This is a genomic window from Thermodesulfomicrobium sp. WS, assembly GCF_027925145.1.
GTDB lineage: Bacteria > Desulfobacterota > Desulfovibrionia > Desulfovibrionales > Desulfomicrobiaceae > Thermodesulfomicrobium.
Genome location: NZ_AP027130.1, coordinates 1,617,589 through 1,638,657, shown reverse-complemented (window position 1 = coordinate 1,638,657; position 21,069 = coordinate 1,617,589). Strand labels below are relative to the sequence as shown.

Below are 21,069 nucleotides of genomic sequence, written 5' to 3'. Positions count from 1 at the left end.
AAAAAGAACCAGGGAAGGACACCGCCAGCGTTCCTGGGGCTGTGCCCTTCCCTGGTTGCGCCGCGCCGAGCGCCCCGGCGCGGACGGATTAGTTGTACTCGTTGAGGGCGGCCTCGGCGTAGGTGTCTTCCAGCAGCTTGCGCAGGCGGAAGGCCCCCTCGATCATGGGCGCCAGCTTGGGCAGGCCGTCGATCTTGTCCACGTAGCTGAAGGCCCCGAGGACTTCGGCCATGCGCTGGCGCTCTTCGTTGCCATGACCGGTAAACAACACCACCTGGATCTTTTTGTCGATCTCCTTGAGGCGCTTCAAGGTCTCGATGCCGTCGATGCCGGGCATCTCGATGTCCAGGACGACGACGTCGTAGCGCTTGGCGCGTGCCATCTCCAAGGCCTGGTCGCCCGTATGGGCGATGTCCGGCGTGATCCCGTAGAGGATATGGAGCCGGTCGGCGAGAATCCGGCACAGGTCTTTTTCATCGTCCACGATGAGCAGTCGCATGCTATTCATGAGAGTCCTCCTTGGCTGTGGCCAACCCCGCGGTTGGCGCGGTGATTGCGGTGTATGGAATGGTGACGGACACCGTTGTCCCGTGGTGGGGTGTGCTGGCGATTTCGATGCGTCCTCCCAAGGCCTCGACGAGGGCATGGCAGAGGCTCAGCCCCAGTCCCATGCCTTTGCCCACCTCTTTGGTGGAAAAGAATGGCTCGAAAATACGGGCCAGGACCCCAGGTTCCATGCCGATGCCCGTGTCCTGCACCTGGACGACGATCTCTTGGGGCGCCTGGGAGGCGTGGATGCAAAGACGAAGCTGCGCCTGCGTCGCTTCCGGGGTGGCGGCGCCTTGGGCTTCCAGGGCGTCCAAGGCGTTGTCCACCAGCGGGGCAAGGATGTGCCTCCAGGTTTCCGCGGACACCATAAGGGACGGCGGGCAGGTGTGTTCGACAAAAAACCGTCCTTGCCAGCGGCTGCGGCGGTCTTCGAGAAGCTGGGCGATGAGGCGGGCGAGCGGCTGCGGCGTGTCGTCTGCCGGCACTGCTGCCCGCAGCGAGAGGAGCTTGGTGGTGACGGCCTTGCAGCGGGCGGTTTGCTCGCGGATGGTGGCAAGCGACTCTTCGAGCTCCCTGCGGGCGCTTTGCTCCATTGGGGTTTCCGCAAGGGTCTCGGCCATCCACCCTGCCTCGTTGAGCACGATTTGCAGCGGGTTGTTGATTTCGTGGGCTACGCCGACGGCGAGTTCTCCCAAGGCCGCCAGCCGGGCCGTTTCCGCCATGCGCTGGCGCTGCGCGGCATCAAGGCGGTGGGCTTCTGCCTCCTGGATGGCTTTGAGGATGCGCTCCAAAGGTGCTGGTTTGACGATGTAATCGGCCGCCCCACGTTTCATGCCGCCCACTGCCGCGGCAAGTCCGCTTTCCGCAGTGAGCAGGACCACTTCGGTACGCGGCACGAGCTCTTTGATGGCCTTGAGGGCGGCAAGGCCGTCCATGCCCGGCATGGAGAGATCCAGCAGCACGACGTCGGGGTGGGTTTGGCGCACCGCCTCCACGGCGCTTGCACCGTCATAGGCGGTGTGCACTTCCATCCCTCGGGTACGCAGGCGCTCTGCCAGCGTCTCCGCAAACTGCCGTTCGTCATCCACCACCAGGACACGCGCCATCTATTGGCCTCCCGATGGTTCGAGGACTTCGTGGATGGTGGCCAGGAGTTGGCTGATGTCGGTGGGTTTTTTGAGATACGCCTGGGCGCCTGAACGCAGGCAGACGGCGATGTCCGCCTCTGCGCCGTGGCCGCTGAGCATCACCACCGGGAGTTTCGGCCAGGCGGCGCGAATGCGGCGCAAGGTCTCCATGCCGCCAATACCCGGCATGCGCAGGTCGAGGACCACCACGTGGGGGGAGTGCTCGGCAATGCGCTGGAGTCCCTCTTCGCCGTTGAGCGCCACAATCGGCGTGTGCCCGCGCAGCTCCAGACGCTCGGCCAAGGTGGTGACGAAGCCTTCTTCGTCGTCGATGAGACAGATGCGCAGGGCGTTCATGGGGTGGCCGCCGGAAAGAGAAGGTGGATGGTGCGCCCGTGGATCTCGATGTGCCCGGCCTCGGCAAGGGCGGCGAGCACGGGAGAATCCTTGGGCGAAACCGGGAGGGTCATGACCAGCGCATGCTGGGGTGGGCCTGGAACGATACTGGCATCAAGGACGCTGCCCGCGGGACAGAGATCAATGGCGGCGCGCAGCACGGTGAAGCCGCGGCTGAACACGTCCATGGCCGAGGTACGCACCGGCAAGGGTTGGCCTGCAGGGGTAAAGCGCAATTGGATTTCTTTGAGGCGCGCTGGGCGCTGGCACAGGTCCATCAAGGCGGCCACCTGGGGGGAGAGGTCGCAGGACTCCTGCTGCTCCACGTCCGTGGCGTGGCCGAGGCGGTTCATGGCCGTGAGGAGGCGTTTGCCTCGGTCGACTTGGGTGGCGATGTGCTCCAGGGCCTCGTGGATCTTGGGGCGGTGCTGGAGCGCCACCTTGGCGTTGATGTCGAGGATGTCGCCCAAGAGTCCTGCAGACTCCCGGATGATGGCCAGGATATTCTGGAGTTCGTGGGTGGTCATGGCGGTCATGGCGCCCATGGCCCGCGTGGAGTCGAAGGTCATGATTGGCCTCCCCGCTCCATGGCTTCGGAGAGGGTCCGCAAAAGCTCCTCCAAATCCACGGGTTTGGTGAGATAGGCAAAAGCGCCGCGATGCATACCCTCGATGCCGTCTCGGGTCGTGCCTTGGCCGGTGAGGAGGATGACCGGGATCTGGGGGTGGGTTTCCCGCAGCCGGGTGAGGACGTCGAGCCCTTTCATGCCCGGCATGAGGACATCGAGGAGCACGGCCTGGGGTGCGGCCTCGGCCACCATGTGCACGGCGGTCTCCCCGTCATGGGCGACACGCGTGGCAATGCCCCGGATCTCCAGCCGTTCGGCCAGGGTGGTGGCGAATTCCTCCTCGTCGTCGACCACAAGCAGGGTGGAGGGAAGGATCATAGACTGCCTCCTTGTTCTTCCGGCGGATGTTTGGGCAGGAAGATGGTGACGGTGGTGCCCTTGCCCAGGGCGCTTTGGATATGAATGTCGCCGCCTAAGCGTTTGACGATGCCATAGGTGATGGACATGCCCAGGCCGGTGCCTTTCTCTTTTTTGGTGGTGAAAAAGGGCTCGAAGATGTGTTTGACCGTTTCTTCTGACATGCCGCAACCGTTGTCGGCAACGGCAATGCCGACACGTTCCCCTTCATCCCAGGTGGAGACGGCGATGGTGCCACCGTCGGCCACGGCTGCCAGGGCATTATTGAGGATGTTGAGGACGACCTGCTGGATCTGGCCGTAATCCGAAGGGATTTGCGGCAGATCGGGCGCCAGGCGCCGCTCGATGGTGACATTGCGGTATTGGGCCTCGCGTTCCAAGAATCCAATGGTTTCCGTAATGACGGCGTTGAGGTCCAAGATCTCGATCTTGACGTCCATGCGTTTGGCAAACCCAAGCATGCGGTGGGTAATGCCGCGGCACCGATCCACAGAACGGAGAATCGCGTCGATTTGTTTGGCAAAGCGCTCTTTGTCGGGAAAATCGGGGCGCAGCTCCAAGAGATCGCGCAGCAGTCCGGCTTTTTCGTTGATGATGGCCAAGGGGTTGTTGATCTCATGGGCCACGCCGGCGGCCAGACGGCCGATGGACGACAAACGCTGGGTGTGCTCCATTTGGTGGATGGCGGCCAGGCGCTGGGCGTCGCTCTCTTGGAGCCGCTGGATGATCATGCGGGTGGCGGCGAAGACCCCTGCGAAAATGACGCATACCCCGGCGACAAAGACCGCAACCATGTCCAGGCGCACTGTGTACCAGGCCTTGAGCAGCGATGGCCTCGGTTTCATGGCCACGAGCACGAAGTCCGTGTTGGCGATTTGGCTCAGAGCGAGAAAGTACTGTCCCCCGGCAGGGTCTGCAAAGTCGTAGACATTGGCTTCGTAGTTGGCGGGGGGCAGGGAGAAAGGCAGGGTTTCGAGGACATGGCCATACTGCCGGGATTCGGTTTGGAGCACGCCTTTGCGGTCGGTGAGAAAGGCGTCACTGCCAGGTTCCAGTCCCATGGAGGCGATGATGTTTTCAAATTGGGCGGTGTCCAGCGTTGCCCGCACAATCCAGCTGCGGCCATCAGGGTTATTGTGGCGCACCGCAACGACGACGTGGGGAAATTGCCGAAAACCGAGAAAGACATCGCTAATGTAGGAACCACGCAGAAGTACCTGTTGAAACCATTTCTGTTCTGTATAGTTGATATCTTTGAGGTTGTATGGTCCTACATAGGAAATGAGTTTTCCGGACTCATCGATGAGGGATATGTCGACGAATCCAGTAAATGCTTGCGACATGATTTGGAATATTCGGTTGAGTGCTGTTTTGTCGGCAAGCTGTTCGAAAGAATACGCCGATGCGATGAAATTGATTGCAGAGATGCGTTCTGTGAGATACAGTTCAAATGAGTGCTTGGTCTTTCCTACCAAGGCACGCAGCGGCTCTTGCACTTGGGCGGTCAGGGCATGCTGGTGCTCATAATAATTGATGAAGGCAAGCGAGAAGAGTGGAAGCAAGGCCGCCACGGCGATGAGTGCCACGATTTTGCGTTGCAACGTGCGGTAGCGGGAAGGCGCGGTGGCGGCCTCTGCCCAAGAACTGGGGGCTTCTTCTTTCATGCTGGAGCTCCAGAAAATCCCACGATGTCTCCTGGGTTGAGGGTGCCTGTGCGCAGGCGGTCAATGACCGCAGCCACGGAGCCAATGACGCCATCAAAGACTTCGACCCGTTTCCAGCGCAGGTAGTGGGAGTATTCTTCTTCGATGCCCCCGCATACCACGGCATCCATGTCCCGTTCAAGGATGAGGTTACAGAGCTCGTCCGCGGAAGGGTGGGCAAGGAGGAGCGATTTGCGGGCCACGATCTCCCCGCCCTCAGCCAGGCGCAGGATGAGGACCTCCATGGCGAGATCGAAACGGGGGGCGATTTCGTCGCGGTCGGTGGTGATGAGGATGCGGCGCTCCATGGCTCACTCCTTACGGCCGCGGCGCTGCGGTTGGCGGAGCAGATACCCCGGGAGGTGTTGTGGCCGGACATCTCCTTCAGGACATACGAGGACGGCAAATTCCATGATGTTTTTGAGTTCCCGTACGTTTCCGGGAAAGGGATGGGCATGGAGCATGCTCAAGGCCTTGGGGGTGAAGCCGGAGATGTTCTTTTTCAAGCGCTGGGCGAAATGTTCGCGAAAATAGTGCAGGAGAAAGGCTACGTCTTCTGGACGCTCGCGCAGGGGGGGCAGATCCAGACGCACCGCCGCCAAACGGTGGAAGAGATTTTCGCAGAGCCTGCCTGCGGCCGCGAGCGTGGCAGGGTCGGTCATGGTAGAGGCCATGAGCCGGACATCAACCCGCATGGGATGCCCCCCCTGCGGCTGAATCGTGCCTTCGTCGAGAAAGCGAAGAAGGCGCGTCTGGATGGAGGGCGGCAGCGATTCGATCTCGGCCAGATACAGGGTCCCCCCTTGGGCCTGCTGGAAGCGGCCAGGTTGGGGGGCAGGGGCGGTTTTGCCGAAGAGCTCGGCTTCCAGGATTTCTTCGGCCATGGGGCCGCAGCTGAAGCGGATAAAAGGCTGGCGCGCCCGTGGGGAAGCCTTGTGGATGGCATGGGCCAGGCGGCCTTTGCCCGTCCCGGTTTCGCCGGTGATGAGGATGGGGGCACTGTGGCCGGCCACCATGGGCACCAAGCGCAGGATGCGCTCCATGGCCGGGGAGCGACCCACCAAGGAGTCTTCGGTGGCGGTCTGGTTGAGCCGGGCTTCCAGGCTGTGGATCGGCGAGAGATCTTCCACGATGTCGAGATATACCGCGCCCTGGTCCGTCGTCAGGCGCACCGGGGTGAGGTTGATGGGGATGATGCGCCGGTGGCGCGAGAGGCAGTCGGTGCGTCCCCCTGGGCTTGGCGCCCCGTCTGAGGCGTGCGGGCAATTCTGGATACACCGGCGGCTGCGCAACACGTGCCGACAGGGGAGTCCGGCGACTTCGTCTCGTGCGTAGCCGAGGAGGGACTCCATGGCGGCATTGAGCGTGCGCACCCGACGGTGGGGATCCAGAACGATGCAGCCCACAGGCAGGGCGTCCAGGATGTCCAGCAGGGAGATGTTCATGGGTTAGTGGGCTCCGCCGCCGATGATACCCGACGCGGCCAGGCAGAGAGTGAGGACTTCCAGCAAAGAGATGATGGCGAACTTGAAGTCCTTTTGCTTGAAGTAGGCCACGGTGAGGTACGCAAATCCGGCGATGGTAAGGCCAGAGAGCAGGGCAATGCCTAGGAAATTGAGGAAGTCGCCTTTGCCGAGCAAAGAGACCCATCCCCAACCCGTCGGCACATTGTTGGCGGTAAGATACTCGTGGACGGGCATGGACCAATACTGGGTGATGAGTTGCATGGAGACGTAGGGCTCCATGATTCCAGAGACATAGAGCAGGTAGGTGATGGCCATGAGGGCGAGCCCGGTCCAGCATCCATAAAAGAGGATGTCGGCATATACGAGCTGTTCTTTGGGAGCGTTGGTGTTGGTATGCATACGGTTCTCCTCCACAGAGGTTGTGGTTTAGATGCCCAGGCCTTTGAGCAGGGCCTTCACGCCGGAAAAGAGTAACACGCCGATGACCATATACCGGATGAACGCGGGCTTGGCGATCGCCAAGAGGCGGACACCCACAAAAGACCCGGCCATGAGTCCCACGATGGAGGGAATGGCCATGAGCGGGATGACGCAGCCTTTGTTGAGGTACACCCACGCGGCCGAGGTGTCGGTGATGGACAGGAGAAACTTACTGGTCCCCACAGCCACCTTCAGGGGGACACCCATCATGAGGTTGAGCACCGGCACATTGGCCCAACCGGCACCCAAGCCGAACATGCCGGCCATGATCCCGATGACGATGAAGAGCAGCAGGCCCCAAAGGGTGCGGTGGGTCTTCCACTCCACCACTTCTCCGGTGGACGCGTCGAGGTAGGCCCCATGGATGCCCAAGGCAAGGCCGATGGCGTCTTGCTTGGTGACCACGGGGCGGGCGGTGTTCTTGGAGAAGAAAAGCAAGGCGGCGATGAAGATAATGGTACTGCCAAGACAGATCTGTACCACATTGGTGGGCAGCGCGAGGCCCAAGAAGGCGCCGACGATAGCACAGCTGGAGGCGATGAGGGCCACTGGTAGGGCCAGACGAAGGCTAGCCAGGTTGCGCTTGAGAAGTCCTGGCCCAGCGGCAAGGGCGCCGGCTAGGGCCACCAGAAGACCGGCCCCGCGCACGAAGTCCAGATGAAAGGGGAAAAAGCCGCTGACCAAAGGCACGAAGAGCACGCCGCCGCCCACGCCCGCGAGCACGGCAATGACGCCCAGTACAAAACAGAAGATCGCCAAGATGAGGGGCCACGCCCACCAGGGCAGGGGTGTCTTGGCCCCGGCTGTGGCCAATTGTTGGGTCATTTCCGCGCCAACGCCGGTGTCGTTGGCGGCCCATGCCAAAGCGGCCATGGCCACAAGGGCCAGGGCACAGCCGCAGGCCATTTTCCAGGTGTTGGGTTTCATTCCTGTTTCTCTCCTCTTCGGTTGATGATGGATCGTACCAGGCGCGGATCCCCCGCGCGGCAGTTCTGTGAAAGAAATAACAAGATGAGTGCCAAATAAAAAATATAATAAATTCAAATTATTGACATATCGAGCGTGGTCGAATATCTGGCAAAATATTGCCGTTTTTGGCAGTATGTTGCCGGCAGGGCGCGAGGGGTCCTCGGTGGCGGGCCGCCAATGTGCCCGGAAGAACAAGCGTTGGGAATGGCGTAGAGCCACTGCGGTGCACGCATCGCGGCGAGGTCATGCATGGGGCGGAAAAAGCAGACGGCAGTCTCCGGGAATGGGCAGCGGCGGCCTTCGGAAGAGGCCTCGGCCATCGAGATCTTCGATGTCGGCTTTGCGGATGAATTAGGACAATTTGTCTTTCAGTCCAAAGCCATGCGAGACCTGTACGAGCTGGCGACGCAAGTGGCGGGATCGGACGCCACGGTGATGATTTCTGGGGAGTCCGGCACGGGCAAAGAGTTGTTCGCCCGTCTGGTGCATCAGCTGTCCGGCCGTCGTTCCCAGCCCTTTGTGCCGGTCAATTGCGGCGTGGTGAAGGGCGAGCTTTTTGCCGACAAATTTTTCGGCCATGAGCCCGGGGCCTTCACCGGTGCTTCCCGGCAGCGCAAAGGCCTTTTTGAGATCGTTGGGCACGGGACGCTTTTTTTGGACGAGGTGGGCGACATCCCGGTGCCGAACCAGGTGGATTTTTTGCGGGTGCTGGAAGAGCGAAGTTTTCGGCGGCTCGGCGGAGAAAAAACCATCGGTTTCCATGCCCGTATCGTGGCGGCCACCAATCGCTGCCTGCAAACCATGATCCGCACCGGCGAATTCCGGGCGGACCTCTACTACCGGCTGCATGTGGTGGCGGTGACCCTGCCGCCCCTTCGTGACCGTGTCGAAGATATTCCACCGCTGGTGGAGTATTTTTTGGAAATTTACCGCCGTCGCTACCACAAGCCGTCGGTGAAGATGAGCGACGCTGCCATGGACGCCCTCATGCGCTATTCCTGGCCAGGCAATGTGCGCGAGCTGCGCAACCTCATGGAACGGCTTGTCCTTTTGAGTCGTGAAGCCCGTATCGACGTCTCCCACCTGCCCTTGGAACTGCGGTTGGGAAGCGTGCGCCCTATGGTGTCCGCCGTGCCTGCAGGGGATTTACGCCTGGAGACTGCGGTGCGCGAAGCCGAGATCGCTGCCATTTTGCGAGCTTGGGAAGCAGCGGGGGGGAGTAAGGCCCGATTGGCGGAAATTTTGGACGTAAGCCCCCGCACGCTGCGGTACAAGCTCGCCCACTATGGGTTGCGGTTGTCGTAGGGCGGCAAAAAATTGCCGCCTCAATCTCACCGATTCGGTGGGGCGCACGCCGTGAGCATGCGCTCCAAGGCGAGGCGAGCTGCGGCCGCAGTCGCCGCGTCCACGCGGACCGGCTGGGCGGTGTCGAGCTCTTGGAGTTTGGCGGTGAGGGCGTGGACATCGGTTTTGGCCATGTTGGAGCACAGTACCCGGCGCACGGGCAGGATGCGCACCTCGGGGTGGCGGCGGGCAAGGCGTGCGACGAGGTTGTCTTCGGTGCCGATGGCAAGGGTGCTGCCTGCCGGGGTTTGTGCGGCTTCGCGGATGAGGTACGAGGTGGAACCGGCGCCGTCGGCGGCGGCCACCACCTCGGGTCGGCACTCGGGGTGCACGAGGATGCGCGCCTGGGGAAACTTCGCGCGCACCGCCTGGATGTCCTCCAGGCGGATCTTGTGGTGCACGGCGCAGCATCCGGGCCACAGGTACACGCGCACGTCCGCTTGGGCTGCGGGCACGTGGAGTCCGCCTGCGCAGATGTCGAGCCGTTCTATGCTGGTCTGCGGCAGACCTATGGCCCGGGCGGTGTTGGCGCCCAGGTTGGCGTCCGGGAGAAAGAGCACGCAGTCGCCCTGCTCCAAGGCCCATTGGAGCATGCGTTGGGCGTTGGCCGAGGTGCATACTGCCCCGCCGGCGCGCCCCACCACGGCTTTGATGGCTGCCGAGGAGTTGACGTAGGTCAGCGGAATGACGCGCGCGCCGCTGCGAGTAAGGCGGGCAAGCACGGCCTCCACGAGCGGGGCCGGCGCCATGTTGGCCATGACGCAGCCCGCTTGAAGCACCGGGGCGTGGACTTTTTGCTCCGGCCGGGCGAGGATGGCCGCACTTTCCGCCATGAAGTGCACCCCGCAGAACACGATGTGCTCGGCGGCGAGTTCCGTGACCTGGCGGGCGAGTTCCAGGGAATCGCCCACAAAATGGGCGTGCTCGACGATGGCGTCCGCCTGGTAGTGGTGGGCGAGGATGGCCAGCCGGTGCTGGTGGCGGGCGATCTGTTGGGCAAGGCTCGTCATGTGGTCTCCTTGGGAAACGTGATGCGCAGCGACAGGTCTGCGGCCGGCGCGGAATGGGTGAGGGCGCCCACGGAAATGTAGGTGGGGCCCAGTTCGGCGATGGCGCGTACCGTAGCCAGGGTGACGTTTCCGCTCACTTCTGTCTCCACCTGGCCGGCGATACGAGCGATGGCTTGCTTCAGCGTGGCTCGGTCCATGTTGTCGAGCATGATGCGCTCCGGGCCGATGGCGAGGGCCTCTTCCACATGGGCCAGGGTGCGGCATTCGATTTCCAAGGGCAGGCTGTGGCCGTAGACGGCGCGGAGCGCCTTGGCCGCTGCGGTCATGGAGCCGGCGCGGTCGATGTGGTTATCCTTGAGCATGAGCATGTCGCCAAGGCCCATGCGGTGATTGGTGCCGCCGCCCATGCGCACGGCGTACTTCTCGAGGAAGCGCATGCCCGGCGTGGTCTTGCGGGTGTCGAGGATGCGCACGCCGGTGCCGGCCACGGCATCCACAAAGGCGCGGGTGAGCGTGGCGACTCCACAGAGGTGGCACAGGAAGTTGAGCAGGACACGCTCCGCCTTGAGGATGCCCTGCGCTTGCCCGTGGATGCGGGCAAGTTCGGTGCCGGAAGCGACGCGCTCGCCGTCGCGGGCAAAAAGCGTCAGGTGGTAGGGAGCGCCGGTGGCGCCCAACACCAGATCCACGAGAGGCAGTCCCGCGATCACCGCGTCCGCCTTGGCCACCAGGCTGGCGGTGAGGGTGTCTTCAGGGTGGAACACCGCCTGGCTTGTGGCATCCGGGCCGTCTTCTTCGAGGGCGATGGCAATGAGCTGGTGCAGGTGTTTTTGGGCAACATCTGGAAATGTCGGGAACATCAGCATACCTCAATGGTGGTCATGGAGGGCGGGTAGGCGGGATGGGGCAAGCCGTCAAGGTGCTCTTGCCCAGGCCATAGGTCCCGTGTCATGAGCCTTGAGCAGGCGCGCATTGCGTCAATGCCCCCGGAGGAGACATGCCTCGTCTTGCAGCCTTGCTCGAGAAGATTCCCCAGCCTGGCCGGGCCCGCTTGGTGTGCAATGGTTTTGCCTGTTGGGTGGTGCACGGTCAGGAGCTCGCCTCGACGTTTTTTCAGTCCCTTTCCGAGGCCGGCGGCTGGTCACTGGTGGAGGAGCCCCAGCAAGCGCTGTGGTTTTTTCCCAATATCAGCGTGCTCTTCGGTCTGATCCGCCTGCACAATTGGTCCCGGCTCCATGCGGCGTCCACGGCCCTCATCGTCTTCGACGCCAGCTTGGTGGTCGACGAGAACCTCAGCCAATCCCTCAATATCAAGCCGGAGTTGGCCGGTATTTCCTTCGATTTTCCCAAGCGCATGATCATTCGGGTCAATGCCCGGCTGCGGGAACAGGGCCGCAGCCTGCCGGGCGTGGCCTTCAAACAAACCGCCTCCACGGATGGCCTGCCGGGCGAGTGGTTTGACCTCGGAGCGAGCGATCAGCTCACGCCCACGGTCAATCTCCAATGGCTGGGCTTGATCCGGCCCTTGGGCGCCCGCGACGACAAGCGTACCGGTAAGGGATGGCGGGATCATTTCGAGCGCTTGGAGCCCATCCTTTCCAAGAACAAGGTGGCCTATCTGCAAGGGGAGGACCTCGCCCTGGTACTGCGCATCTCTTCCTTGGAGAAGATGCGCGCCGTGCTCTTCGATATCCTCGCGCTGCTGGAAGACAACCAGCAGGCCCTGTGGCCGTGTGTATACCTTTTTGTGGAGTCCATGGACTTGAGCTTTACCCCGGACTTGCCGCGGCGCATCCGCCATATTTGGGAGCAGCTCGAGCCCAATGCCGTGCATGCGCCTTTGGTCACGGTCTTCCAATTGGCGGATTCCCGCATCCAGGCGGTAGACTGCCGCTACTCCCTGAAAAACACCAAGGTCACGGATTTGTTCCAAGTGGTGCTTTTGTCGCGGGGAGCCAGCCGGGTGCACGGCACGCTGAACATCTTTTTGCCCGCAAGTTTGGTGGCGGGAGGCCGCAGACCCTGCTTTTATTGCGGCATGCGGAACCATACCCCGGCGCAGTGTCCCAGTAAGCGTCTCTTCCCTGGCAACCTGCAGGTCTCGGCCTTGGCGCGGGTGGCGCGCATGGACTTGGCGGAGATGCCGGCCGTCATGGAGCGCCTGGAGAAGGCGTTGGGTGAAGACCCGCTGGCGACCCTCGGGGACCTTTTGGCGGATCGAAGCCCGGAAGCCGTGGTGGTGCAGGCCGTGTTCGACGTGTCCGTGCACCTGCAGCTGCGCATGGCCCAGATGGTGTGGCGTGCCCGAGGCAAAGACTGGCCTCGCGGTATCGAGGATTCCGGAGGCGCTGTGGACGATACTGTGCTTCAGGCCTTGGAAAGCCTGCGCACCGGCAATCCGGAACGGGCCTTGGAGCGGCTGGATCAGGCGCTGGTGCGTGCTCGGCGCAATTACCAGCCTCGGGTGCTGCTCGGTTTCTTGTCCATGGAGCGCGATGATTCCAAACGGGCGGCGGAATTTTGGGAAGAAGCCCTTTCTTTGGCCTACACTCCGCTGCAACGTTCTTTTATGCTACTGCTTTTGGGGCGGCTGCGGGAAATCGTCGGGGACTATACCGACGCCATCCGCTTTTACTCCAGAGCCCATCGGGAATCGCCCAGATTTTTCGCCGCAAAGTATCGCCAAGCGGTATGCATGCTCAAAAGTGGTTTTATCAACGAGGCGCTCGGATTTTTCCGCGAAATTGTTTCCCAAGATCCGGATATATTTTCCATGCTGCTTTTAGATCCAGAGTTGGAATCCGGAAGAACGCATCTTCATGCAATGTTATGGGATTTATGGAGCGATGCGCAATCGAAGAAAGAAGAAATCGTCGGTAGTGTAAAAAATATCAATGACTTATTGAAGCAGTGGCTGCCGGAGAATCATCCTTCCTATAAAACTTTTTATGATCGCATTCAGTCTATCTCTTCGTATGTTGGCATAAACAATTATGTTGCATTTTCAAAGATAATTTATGGTGCTTTGTCCGTAAAGAACGATATTCAAGAAAGGGTAAAAAAAGATATCGAAGAGATGTATCAAAAACGCGAGTCTGTCCTTGAACGGTTGCATCAAATTCGCCGAGAAGCTTCATGGTTTCCATTTCCATCCATGCTCACCAAGTTCACCAAAGTCTTCAATCAATGTGTCACCAACTTGGATCTCGTCAACCAGTTGGATCTCCATGTGCCGGAAAAATTTCATCAGGGGCACGAGGCCCTCAACCAGGCGGAAGCAGGGTTGGAGTTTCTGGAACGTCAGCTCTTATGGCTGCAGGGGGTGCGCAATGGGACCCTCTTTTTGCTTTTGGCGGGCCGGTATCTTTTGGTCTTTGAAATTGGTGCCCTACTCGTCGCCGCGGCGGTGGCCTTTGGTCTTGCGCTGCTGGTGCCGCCGGGAACGGCCTTGGGGCAGGTGGTCCACGCCGATCGCTGGCAGGTGCTCAACGTGTGCATCCTGGTGTTCAGCTTTGTTGCCGTGGTGCTTACGGCCTTGCGTGCCTCCAGCCGCTTCGAGGCGTATCGTGACGCCGTATTGAGGGGGAAATGAGCTCTGGCCGCACCTTGGTGCTCAACCTCACCCGTTTTGGCGACCTCATCCAAACCCAAGGAGTAATTCACGGTCTGCGGGAGCAGGGGAGTGCGGTGGGGTTGGTATGCGTGGATGCCTTCGCCGATGCAGCCCGGCTCCTTGCGGGGCTGGATGCGGTCTTCGTCCTGCCCGGGGCAGGGCTCTTGGCGCAGATGGATCGCTGTTGGCCGGATGCCCTGCGGCAACTCGGGCGGTTGCAGGAGGCGGTACGCGCCTTTTCCCCGCAACGGGTCATCAATCTGACGCCCACGGTATCTTCCCGTCTGCTTTCCCGTTTTTTGGCCGAGACCGCCGGAGCGGCGCAGGATGGCTTTGTGGTGGACAGCCAGGGCTTTGGCTATGCCACCACCAGGTGGGCGGATTTTCTCCAGGCGGTCTCCGCCCATCGCGGCTGCAGTCCATTCAACCTCGTGGATATCATGGCGCGTATGAGTGGGGTTGCGCCTCCGGTACATTCGCGCCTTGCCGCCCCTCCTCAAGAGACGCCGGCGCTTGCTCCGTGGGCGGCGGGGCGGGTGGCCATCCAACTGGGGGCCAGTCACCCATCCCGGCGTTACCCGGTGGCGAGCTTTGTGGCTGCGGCACGCGCCATATATGCCGAAAGCGGCCGCATGCCGGTTCTGGTGGGCGCAGGGGGCGAGCGCCCTTTGGCAGAGCAATTTTTGGCCCTGGCGGATTTTCCCTGCACAAGCCTGGTGGGACAGACAGACCTTGGCCAATTGGCGGCGGTCCTTGCCCAGTGCCAGGCGCTTTTGACCAACGACACCGGGACCATGCATCTGGCTGCCGGCTTGGGGGTGCCGGTGGTGGCGATCTTTTTGGCCACGGCCCAGCCGTGGGACACCGGCCCCGCCCAGGAGGGGACCATCTGCCTGGAACCGGATCTGGACTGCCACCCATGCGCCTTCGGAACCCCCTGCCCGCACGAGCGCGCCTGCCGCGGCCATCTCCCGGGAACGGAGGTCGGCATGGCCGTGGCCCAATGGGTGGAACATGGGCACTGGCCGGCATCGGGTCCGCCTGGGGCCCGGGTGTGGCGGGTGACGCGGGACGCGGCGGGCTTTTGGGACCTTGAATCCCTCTCCGGACACGGCTGCCTGTGGCGGCCGCAGTGGACCGCCATGGTGCGGCCCCTGTATCGCCAATTTCTTGACGACCTTCCGCTCCTTGCCCAGCCGCAGGCCATGGAGTCGGCGCCAGCGCGGCTGCGCAAGGGTTTACCGGCGGCCGCAGGGTTTCTTGCCGTCGTGGCAGCCCAGGCCGAGGCCTTGGCCTTGCACGGCGCAGCCTCCCTGGGCCGCAAGCTCATGCCCCATTGCCAGCGGGTGGAAGACACGTTGCTCGCCGTACCGGAGCTCGCTCCCCTGGGGGTACTCTGGCAGCTGACCTGGCGCAGCCAACAGGATTTGCGGGCCCTTGCGGGGCGTTCGCGCCGTTTCCGGGACATGCTCCAGGCCATGGCGACCGTGGTTGGCATCAAGCTTGAATAGCGCTTGCCAGTCCCAGAACCTTTTGCCGCCAGGAGGAAGTCATGATTATTGTGGATGGCCAGCAGTCGTCCTTGGAACTCAAGCAGTTTGCCAACCTCGAACAGGTGCTGGAGCGGGTCATGGAAGATGGCCGCATGCAGGGCCGGATTGTCACCGATGTCTTTGTCAACGGTGAGGCATTTTCGGAAATCTATCCGCACCAGGCCGAAGACGTCGATATCTCTTTTGTGGACAAAGTGGAAGTCGTCTCGATTTCCGTAACGGAAATGGGGATGAGTATCGCCAGGGAACTCTACAAAGTCATTTCCTTGATGCAGAAAGCCGCCAAACGCACAGCAGAACTTTTCCGTTTGGCCGATGATGGCTCTGCTCTGGAGATGTATTCGGATCTCACGGAAGTATGCCGTAATTTCCTCAATATGGTTGGTGTACTGCGTGCAGAGTTTTCTTTGCAGGAGCTGCCTGCATTCGAGCAGTCTGTGAAGGATCTCTCCGCTTTGTTTTCCGAGATGATCGAGATTCAGGAAAACGAAGACTGGATTTTGCTCGCAGACCTTTTGGAATACGAATTTCTCCCCTTGGTGGAAAAGACCAAGGCCGTGGTGGCGCAGTTGCGGGAGAGCATGAAGGCGGTTGCCCATGGTTGAGACCGTGGTGCGCTGGGAGGAGTTGGCCCGGGCTGAGGAAGAGGCGTTGGCCCAAGGAAAGGAGGCTGTGGCCGCTGCCTTGGCGCGGCAGCGCCTCCAATTGCTCGAGACCGCCTTGGCGCACGGCGAGGCCTTGCCTTTTGCGGCCATGGCCCGCACCCAGGCCCATCTTCAGGCGCAGGCCCAGGCATTGCGCCATGCCTTGGAGGGGCAATTGGCTGCAGTGCGTCAGCACGGCAAGCGGGCGCAGGGATATCGAGTCGGCGCCGGCCTGGTGACCGGCGCCGCCGTTGCCGTGGATCGCCGCGGCTAGGCCCCTCTTGGGCCTTGACCCCCTTTGCCTCCCCCAGGCACAAGTCCCCCGGTCTGATGACCGAGACAGGGGGGGCTTGATGTATTTGGTCGATCCGACGCAATATCCTTCGCAGCCTGGCGTGTATCTCTTTCGCGCTCCCGGGCAGGAAGTGCTCTATGTGGGCAAGGCCAAGGACCTGCGGCGTCGGCTGGCCTCGTACACTGCCCTTGCGCGTCTTCCCATGAAGACCCAGGCCATGCTGCGGCGTGCGGAAAGTTTGGAGACCATCTGCACGGCCACGGAAAAAGAGGCCTTGCTCCTCGAAGCAAGCCTCATCAAAACCCATCGGCCTAAATATAATATCGTTTTACGGGACGATAAAAACTATCTGCTCTTTGCCATCGATCACAGGCATCCGTATCCTGCACTTCGCATCGTACGCCGGATGCACAAGTCGCCGGGCATTTCTTATTTTGGTCCCTACACATCGGCCCTTGCAGCCCGCCATACCCGCCGCATCATCGATCGTCTTTTTATGCTGCGCAAATGCCGGGACACGGTATTTGCCAATCGGGTGCGTCCCTGCCTGCAATATCACATAGGGCGCTGTCTGGCCCCGTGCTGTTTCGAAGTCCCCCAGGAAGAATATGCCGCCTTGGTGCGGCAGGTGGAGCTTTTTCTCAGCGGGAACAGCGCGGAATTGCTGTCCCGGTTGCGCCGCGAGATGCACGAGGCTTCGCAAGCCTTGGCCTTTGAGCGGGCAGCGCAGCTGCGTGACCAGATTCGGGCCATCGAGGCCACGGTGGAGGGGCAGGCCGTGGTTGCACCGGGCTTGGAGGAAGATTTGGACGTGTGGTGTGCGGTGCCAACCGCGGAGAGTGTCGGTGTTGCCGTGGTGTATGTGCGTCAGGGCCGGGTATTGGGGGCGAGCCGCTTTCGGGTGCCGGCTTCGGGGCCTGACGAGGCCCTGCAGGCGGCGGTGGTGCAATTCTATGCCGGTGGCCGCCTCATTCCGCCAGCCGTAATGGCGGAGCCGGCGCTGCCCGCCACGGTGGTGGAGGCCGTGGCGGAGCTTGCCGGGCACCCGGTGCGGCTACGCTCCATGCGGGGGACGCGGCTGCGGGGGCTTATGCGCATGGCCCAAGCCAATGCCCGGGAAGCCACGGCAGCGCCACGGCAGCTTGCATGGGAGGCGGTGGTCGGCCCTGGTCGGCAGGTGCGGCGGGTGGAAGGGGTGGATATCTCACACCTCCAGGGGCACGGGGTGCGGGCAGGTATGGTGGTGTTCGAGGACGGCGCCCCGGTGCCCCAGCACTACCGCCACTACGCCCTGCCGGAAGCCGAGGGCACGGGCGACGATCTGCGGGCGCTTACCCTGTGGGCGCAGCGCCGCTTGGCCGCGGGACCGCCTTGGCCGGATCTCGTGGTGGTGGATGGTGGCCAGGGCCAGGTGGCGGCGGTAGCCCGTGTCTTGGGCGAGGTGGGCTGCGCCATTGTGGGCGTGGCCAAGGGGCCGAGCCGCCGGGCCGGCGAGCTGGAGGACCGCGCCGTTGTGCCCGGCCGCAAGAACCCCTTGCCCTTGCGTCCGGGTTCGCCGGAACTCCTTTTTTTGCAGCGGGTGCGGGATGCTGCCCACCGTTTTGTCCTTTCCGGGCAGCGGGCAAGCCGTCGGGGAGGCCTGGCTTCCGAACTGGAATCCCTGCCCGGGGTGGGGGCGAAGACCGCCGCAGCCCTGCGCCAGCGCTTTGCTCGGATCGCTGAGCTTGCGGGCGCTACGGAGGAGGATTTGCTGGCCCTTGGTCTGGGGCGGCGGCGCGCCCAGGCCATTTTAGAGGCGGCGCGTTTGCGGGCTTCCGAGGAGAATGCCTCGTGATCCGCGCGGCCATCGCCCACGGCAGTGGTCGGAGGCTGCTCCTGTACGAGGCGCCTTGCGCCGTGGAGATGGCGCTGCGGCCAGGGGAGGTGCTGCCGGTGCTTGCGCGCGTGGAGGCCATGGTCGAGGCACACGGGCTCCACGCCGTAGGGATGGTGAGCTATGAGGCGGCCGCGGCCATGGACCCGGCCTTGCCGTGGCGTGACCCTGGGCCGTGGCCGCTCGTCTGGTTTGCCCTCTTTGCCCCTCGTTTCCGCGAGGTGCCATGCCCAAAGCCGCGGGCGCTGTGTCTGCCGGACTGGGAGCCGGAGATGGGGCCAGCGGCCTATGTGCAGGCCATCGACCGCATTCGGCACTACCTCGCTGCGGGGGAAACCTATCAGGTCAACCTGACCTACCGACTCCGCGCCCCATTTTCGGCAGACTCGTGGGAGCTTTGGGGCCACCTCTTTGCCCAGCAGCCATCCCCGCATGCCGTATACCTCGAGACGGACGACTGGGCCGTGTGCAGTGCCTCGCCGGAGCTCTTCTTTCGCCGCGTGGGGCCTTGTCTGCTCTCCCGGCCTATGAAGGGGACCGCTCCGCGGGGGCGCTTCCTTGAGGAAGACGGGCTTCAGGCGGCAGCGCTGCGCTCTTGTGCCAAAGAGCGGGCGGAAAATGTCATGATCGTGGACATGGTGCGCCATGATTTGGGCCGGGTGTGCCGCCCCGCAAGCGTGCGTGTGCCGCGGCTGCTGGAGGTGGAGCGCTACCCTACGGTTTGGCAGATGACCTCGCTGGTGTGCGGGCGCACCGATGCGGACTTGGCCCGGATCTTCCAAGCGCTGTTTCCTGCGGCATCCATCACGGGCGCCCCGAAGGTGCGCACTGCGCATATTATTCAGGAACTCGAGCCTTCTGCCCGTCGGGTGTACACAGGCGCCTTGGGCTGGGTGCGGCCTGGCCAGCGCGCCCATTTCAACGTCGCCATCCGCACGGTGCTGGTGGATAACCGGCGTGCCGAAGCGGAGTATGGCGTGGGCGGGGGGATTGTTTGGGACTCCGTGCCCGAGGCCGAATGGAGGGAGACGCAGCTCAAGGCGCGCGTGTTGGGCCCTCGGCCTCGGGACTTTGGGCTGGTGGAAACCATGCGCGCCACCCCTCAGGGCGTTCCCTTATGGTCGTGGCACCGAAAAAGGCTGGCGGAGTCGGCGCAGTATTTTGGGTTCTGCGTCCCGTGGTCCGCGCTGGAGGAAGAGTGCCGCCTGCATTGCCGAGGCCTGTCGCATCCCGCAGTGTTGCGCTTGGAACTTTGGCCGGATGGGCGCCGGCATTGGAGCATCCGAGCGCTGCCGCGTCCCGTTTGGCCGTACCGGGTGGTTTTTGCCGAGCGTCCGGTCGATGAGCGCGACCCGTGTGTCTGTCACAAGACCACCCTGCGCCAGCACCTGGATGCCGAGCGCGCCCGTGCCAGCGCCATGGGGGCGCATGACGCCATTTTGGTGAATCGTCAGGGGCACGTCACCGAGACCACCATTGCCTCCATCGTGGTGCTTTTTCAGGGACAGTGGCTCACGCCGCCACGGCGTTGCGGCTTGGTACCTGGCGTTCTGCGGCAGCGGCTTTGCGCTCGTGGGAGAGTGCAGCAGGCCGTACTCACCCCAGAAACCGTCCGTCATGCCCAGCGGATTCTTCTGGTCAATGCCGTGCGTGGGGCTTGGCCTGCGGTGATGGGCGACGAAAGAAAACGCGGGCCAGGGGAGGAGACTGCCTGGCCCGGAGTTTTTTAGGCCGCTGAAGGTGTTTGCGAATTTGGGTCGCTTGCCGGCGCCTCTTCGGGATCGCACGCGCATGCGCTTGCCATGGAATCTTCGGAATCCTCCGGGGTGATCGGCGTGCGGCTGGGCGCAATGACCCGGGCGTAGATGAGACTCAGGATGAGTCCGGCCACGAGGAGGATCACATCGCGCACGAGGGCAACGAGCATGGACCCGGTGGTGCCGGTGGTGTAGCACCCGCAATCGATGTCGAGCCCTCGGGCCATGGCGATGCCGATGGCGGCGGCAAAACCGGCGAAGAGGAGATTGGTGAGCCAAAGGGCCGGGCCCATGAGGACATCACACACCAAAAGCACCGCCAAAATGACCTCGACCCAGGGGAGCACCAAGGCCAGAGCATTGACCATGGCGGTGGGCACGAGGTCGTAGCGGGCAATGGCCAGGGCAAAGCCTGCGGGGTCGAGCAGTTTGTGCGGCACCGCGGCAATGAGCACCACGGCCAGGAAATAGCGAAGATAGCGGTAGGCGGACAGGGCGGACATGGGGGCTCCTTAGGGATTGAGACCAGTGGTCGTGGGCAGGTGCTCACCCTGCCACAGGCTCCAGCCATTGACGAAGACGAGGACGGTGGACACCCCGCGCGCCCGCAGGGCCGCGGCCAGTTCCTCCGAGAGCGGACAGCGCTCGCCGTCGCAGTACGTCACCACCGTCTTGCCTTCGATATGCGGGGCGATGTGCGGCCAGAGGCGGTCGAGCTCCGTAGGCGGCACGCACAGCGCCCCTGGGATGTGTCCCTGGGCATAGGTGTCTGGGTCGCGGGCATCGAGAAACACCGCCTGGCCTGAAAGATGGAGTTGCAGGGCGTCGGCCACGGAAAGCGCCGCAGCGGGCGCTTCTGGCTGGGCAGACGCTGCTTCCTGGGTGGCGGGCACCTCTGCCGGCGCTGTTTGGGTCGCTTCTTGCGGCTGCGGGGACGCATCCGCGACCGGGGCTTCGGGCGTCGTCGGTTTTTCGGCTGGTTCCGTCTGGGGGGCACTTTCCGTCATTGGGGCAGGCGACTGCATGGGCGCAGTGGGCTCTGCATGCGGAGGGGTTTGGTCTTCTGCAGGCGTTGGTGTCGGGGCCTCCGCCGCAGGGGGCGCAGCCCCTTCGGGCGCCGGGGTACTTGGCGCCTCGTGGATGCTTGGCTGCGCAGGTGCTGGGGCCGGAGCGGGGACGAAGGCCTCGGTGCGCACCCATGCCAAGGGAGTGGGCCGCCACTGGTTGAAGCACAAGGCAAGCAGGGTCGCTGCGGCGACGATGGCCAGGATGCTGAGCGCGGTTCGGGAGGAAGATCGCATACGG

Annotated in this window: 21 protein-coding genes; 7 read left to right on the top strand and 14 right to left on the bottom strand. The window is 62.8% G+C overall.

Annotation, left to right across the window (positions count from 1 at the left end; genetic code table 11):
• Positions 1-88 precede the first annotated feature (88 nt).
• The 10 genes from QMF81_RS07830 to QMF81_RS07785 are packed head-to-tail and all read right to left on the bottom strand — an operon-like array spanning position 89 to position 7,633.
• Complete coding sequence (locus QMF81_RS07830; protein WP_281750226.1) at positions 89-508, bottom strand: response regulator; 420 nt, start codon at positions 506-508, stop codon at positions 89-91.
• Positions 501-1,655 (bottom strand): response regulator, encoded by a 1,155-nt coding sequence (locus QMF81_RS07825; RefSeq protein ID WP_281750225.1) that lies wholly within the window; start codon positions 1,653-1,655, stop codon positions 501-503. The genes QMF81_RS07830 and QMF81_RS07825 overlap by 8 nt, the downstream gene beginning before the upstream one ends.
• A complete protein-coding gene (locus tag QMF81_RS07820) occupies positions 1,656-2,033 on the bottom strand; it encodes a response regulator (RefSeq protein WP_281750223.1) in 378 nt (125 codons plus the stop codon).
• Positions 2,030-2,641: a hypothetical protein gene (locus tag QMF81_RS07815; protein WP_281750222.1), complete on the bottom strand. Its 612-nt coding sequence runs from the start codon at positions 2,639-2,641 to the stop codon at positions 2,030-2,032. Before QMF81_RS07815 ends, QMF81_RS07820 begins: the two co-directional genes overlap by 4 nt.
• On the bottom strand, positions 2,638-3,018 hold the full coding sequence (locus QMF81_RS07810; RefSeq protein WP_281750220.1) for a response regulator: 381 nt from the start codon (positions 3,016-3,018) through the stop codon (positions 2,638-2,640). The genes QMF81_RS07815 and QMF81_RS07810 overlap by 4 nt, the downstream gene beginning before the upstream one ends.
• Positions 3,015-4,721, bottom strand: coding sequence for a PAS domain-containing sensor histidine kinase (locus tag QMF81_RS07805; RefSeq protein ID WP_281750219.1), 1,707 nt, complete (start codon positions 4,719-4,721; stop codon positions 3,015-3,017). The genes QMF81_RS07810 and QMF81_RS07805 overlap by 4 nt, the downstream gene beginning before the upstream one ends.
• Positions 4,718-5,068 (bottom strand): NifB/NifX family molybdenum-iron cluster-binding protein, encoded by a 351-nt coding sequence (locus tag QMF81_RS07800; RefSeq protein WP_281750218.1) that lies wholly within the window; start codon positions 5,066-5,068, stop codon positions 4,718-4,720. The genes QMF81_RS07805 and QMF81_RS07800 overlap by 4 nt, the downstream gene beginning before the upstream one ends.
• 3 nt (positions 5,069-5,071) lie before the next feature.
• Positions 5,072-6,205, bottom strand: coding sequence for a sigma 54-interacting transcriptional regulator (locus tag QMF81_RS07795; RefSeq protein WP_281750216.1), 1,134 nt, complete (start codon positions 6,203-6,205; stop codon positions 5,072-5,074).
• A 3-nt stretch (positions 6,206-6,208) separates the two neighbouring features.
• A complete protein-coding gene (locus QMF81_RS07790; RefSeq protein ID WP_281750215.1) occupies positions 6,209-6,625 on the bottom strand; it encodes a DUF1634 domain-containing protein in 417 nt (138 codons plus the stop codon).
• Positions 6,626-6,652: 27 nt separating this feature from the next.
• Complete coding sequence (locus QMF81_RS07785) at positions 6,653-7,633, bottom strand: sulfite exporter TauE/SafE family protein (protein ID WP_348772170.1); 981 nt, start codon at positions 7,631-7,633, stop codon at positions 6,653-6,655.
• Positions 7,634-7,924: 291 nt separating this feature from the next.
• Between QMF81_RS07785 and QMF81_RS07780 the strand changes: the two genes are divergently transcribed.
• Positions 7,925-8,980, top strand: coding sequence for a sigma-54 dependent transcriptional regulator (locus QMF81_RS07780; protein WP_281750214.1), 1,056 nt, complete (start codon positions 7,925-7,927; stop codon positions 8,978-8,980).
• Positions 8,981-9,006: 26 nt separating this feature from the next.
• Here the strand turns inward: QMF81_RS07780 and nadA are convergent, their stop codons facing one another.
• Both nadA and nadC read right to left on the bottom strand, forming a co-directional pair.
• Positions 9,007-10,029, bottom strand: coding sequence for a quinolinate synthase NadA (gene nadA / locus QMF81_RS07775; protein ID WP_281750213.1), 1,023 nt, complete (start codon positions 10,027-10,029; stop codon positions 9,007-9,009).
• Entirely contained in the window at positions 10,026-10,889 is an 864-nt protein-coding gene (gene nadC / locus QMF81_RS07770) for a carboxylating nicotinate-nucleotide diphosphorylase (RefSeq protein ID WP_281750212.1), read from the bottom strand. Before nadC ends, nadA begins: the two co-directional genes overlap by 4 nt.
• 137 nt (positions 10,890-11,026) lie before the next feature.
• Between nadC and QMF81_RS07765 the strand changes: the two genes are divergently transcribed.
• From QMF81_RS07765 to pabB, 6 genes are all read left to right on the top strand, one after another.
• Positions 11,027-13,621, top strand: a complete 2,595-nt coding sequence (locus QMF81_RS07765) for a tetratricopeptide repeat protein (RefSeq protein WP_281750211.1) — start codon at positions 11,027-11,029, stop codon at positions 13,619-13,621.
• Positions 13,618-15,153 carry a glycosyltransferase family 9 protein gene (locus tag QMF81_RS07760; protein WP_281750210.1) on the top strand — a complete coding sequence of 512 codons (1,536 nt, stop codon included), beginning with the start codon at positions 13,618-13,620 and terminating at the stop codon, positions 15,151-15,153. The genes QMF81_RS07765 and QMF81_RS07760 overlap by 4 nt, the downstream gene beginning before the upstream one ends.
• Before the next feature lie 41 nt (positions 15,154-15,194).
• A complete protein-coding gene (locus QMF81_RS07755) occupies positions 15,195-15,800 on the top strand; it encodes a hypothetical protein (RefSeq protein ID WP_281750209.1) in 606 nt (201 codons plus the stop codon).
• Positions 15,793-16,113 carry a hypothetical protein gene (locus QMF81_RS07750; RefSeq protein WP_281750208.1) on the top strand — a complete coding sequence of 107 codons (321 nt, stop codon included), beginning with the start codon at positions 15,793-15,795 and terminating at the stop codon, positions 16,111-16,113. The genes QMF81_RS07755 and QMF81_RS07750 overlap by 8 nt, the downstream gene beginning before the upstream one ends.
• Positions 16,114-16,192: 79 nt before the next feature.
• Positions 16,193-17,968: an excinuclease ABC subunit UvrC gene (gene uvrC / locus QMF81_RS07745; protein ID WP_281750207.1), complete on the top strand. Its 1,776-nt coding sequence runs from the start codon at positions 16,193-16,195 to the stop codon at positions 17,966-17,968.
• Positions 17,965-19,737, top strand: coding sequence for an aminodeoxychorismate synthase component I (gene pabB / locus QMF81_RS07740; protein WP_281750206.1), 1,773 nt, complete (start codon positions 17,965-17,967; stop codon positions 19,735-19,737). Before uvrC ends, pabB begins: the two co-directional genes overlap by 4 nt.
• Here pabB and QMF81_RS07735 read toward each other — a convergent pair.
• Together QMF81_RS07735 and QMF81_RS07730 are read right to left on the bottom strand one after the other, a co-directional pair.
• The gene (locus QMF81_RS07735; protein ID WP_281750205.1) at positions 19,734-20,267 is read right to left on the bottom strand and encodes a MauE/DoxX family redox-associated membrane protein; all 534 of its coding nucleotides are present in this window, start codon (positions 20,265-20,267) and stop codon (positions 19,734-19,736) included. The two genes, pabB and QMF81_RS07735, sit on opposite strands and share 4 nt — an antisense overlap.
• A 9-nt stretch (positions 20,268-20,276) precedes the next feature.
• Positions 20,277-21,065: a rhodanese-like domain-containing protein gene (locus tag QMF81_RS07730; RefSeq protein WP_281750204.1), complete on the bottom strand. Its 789-nt coding sequence runs from the start codon at positions 21,063-21,065 to the stop codon at positions 20,277-20,279.
• Positions 21,066-21,069 lie beyond the last annotated feature (4 nt).

What these genes read in the sequence shown, in the direction of transcription:
- QMF81_RS07830 (WP_281750226.1), bottom strand. Translation starts at nt 508, where the DNA reads ATGAATAGCATGCGACTGCTCATCGTGGACGATGAAAAAGACCTGTGC.
- QMF81_RS07825 (WP_281750225.1), bottom strand. Translation starts at nt 1,655, where the DNA reads ATGGCGCGTGTCCTGGTGGTGGATGACGAACGGCAGTTTGCGGAGACG.
- QMF81_RS07820 (WP_281750223.1), bottom strand. Translation starts at nt 2,033, where the DNA reads ATGAACGCCCTGCGCATCTGTCTCATCGACGACGAAGAAGGCTTCGTC.
- QMF81_RS07815 (WP_281750222.1), bottom strand. Translation starts at nt 2,641, where the DNA reads ATGACCTTCGACTCCACGCGGGCCATGGGCGCCATGACCGCCATGACC.
- QMF81_RS07810 (WP_281750220.1), bottom strand. Translation starts at nt 3,018, where the DNA reads ATGATCCTTCCCTCCACCCTGCTTGTGGTCGACGACGAGGAGGAATTC.
- QMF81_RS07805 (WP_281750219.1), bottom strand. Translation starts at nt 4,721, where the DNA reads ATGAAAGAAGAAGCCCCCAGTTCTTGGGCAGAGGCCGCCACCGCGCCT.
- QMF81_RS07800 (WP_281750218.1), bottom strand. Translation starts at nt 5,068, where the DNA reads ATGGAGCGCCGCATCCTCATCACCACCGACCGCGACGAAATCGCCCCC.
- QMF81_RS07795 (WP_281750216.1), bottom strand. Translation starts at nt 6,205, where the DNA reads ATGAACATCTCCCTGCTGGACATCCTGGACGCCCTGCCTGTGGGCTGC.
- QMF81_RS07790 (WP_281750215.1), bottom strand. Translation starts at nt 6,625, where the DNA reads ATGCATACCAACACCAACGCTCCCAAAGAACAGCTCGTATATGCCGAC.
- QMF81_RS07785 (WP_348772170.1), bottom strand. Translation starts at nt 7,633, where the DNA reads ATGAAACCCAACACCTGGAAAATGGCCTGCGGCTGTGCCCTGGCCCTT.
- QMF81_RS07780 (WP_281750214.1), top strand. Translation starts at nt 7,925, where the DNA reads ATGGGGCGGAAAAAGCAGACGGCAGTCTCCGGGAATGGGCAGCGGCGG.
- nadA (WP_281750213.1), bottom strand. Translation starts at nt 10,029, where the DNA reads ATGACGAGCCTTGCCCAACAGATCGCCCGCCACCAGCACCGGCTGGCC.
- nadC (WP_281750212.1), bottom strand. Translation starts at nt 10,889, where the DNA reads ATGTTCCCGACATTTCCAGATGTTGCCCAAAAACACCTGCACCAGCTC.
- QMF81_RS07765 (WP_281750211.1), top strand. Translation starts at nt 11,027, where the DNA reads ATGCCTCGTCTTGCAGCCTTGCTCGAGAAGATTCCCCAGCCTGGCCGG.
- QMF81_RS07760 (WP_281750210.1), top strand. Translation starts at nt 13,618, where the DNA reads ATGAGCTCTGGCCGCACCTTGGTGCTCAACCTCACCCGTTTTGGCGAC.
- QMF81_RS07755 (WP_281750209.1), top strand. Translation starts at nt 15,195, where the DNA reads ATGATTATTGTGGATGGCCAGCAGTCGTCCTTGGAACTCAAGCAGTTT.
- QMF81_RS07750 (WP_281750208.1), top strand. Translation starts at nt 15,793, where the DNA reads ATGGTTGAGACCGTGGTGCGCTGGGAGGAGTTGGCCCGGGCTGAGGAA.
- uvrC (WP_281750207.1), top strand. Translation starts at nt 16,193, where the DNA reads ATGTATTTGGTCGATCCGACGCAATATCCTTCGCAGCCTGGCGTGTAT.
- QMF81_RS07735 (WP_281750205.1), bottom strand. Translation starts at nt 20,267, where the DNA reads ATGTCCGCCCTGTCCGCCTACCGCTATCTTCGCTATTTCCTGGCCGTG.
- QMF81_RS07730 (WP_281750204.1), bottom strand. Translation starts at nt 21,065, where the DNA reads ATGCGATCTTCCTCCCGAACCGCGCTCAGCATCCTGGCCATCGTCGCC.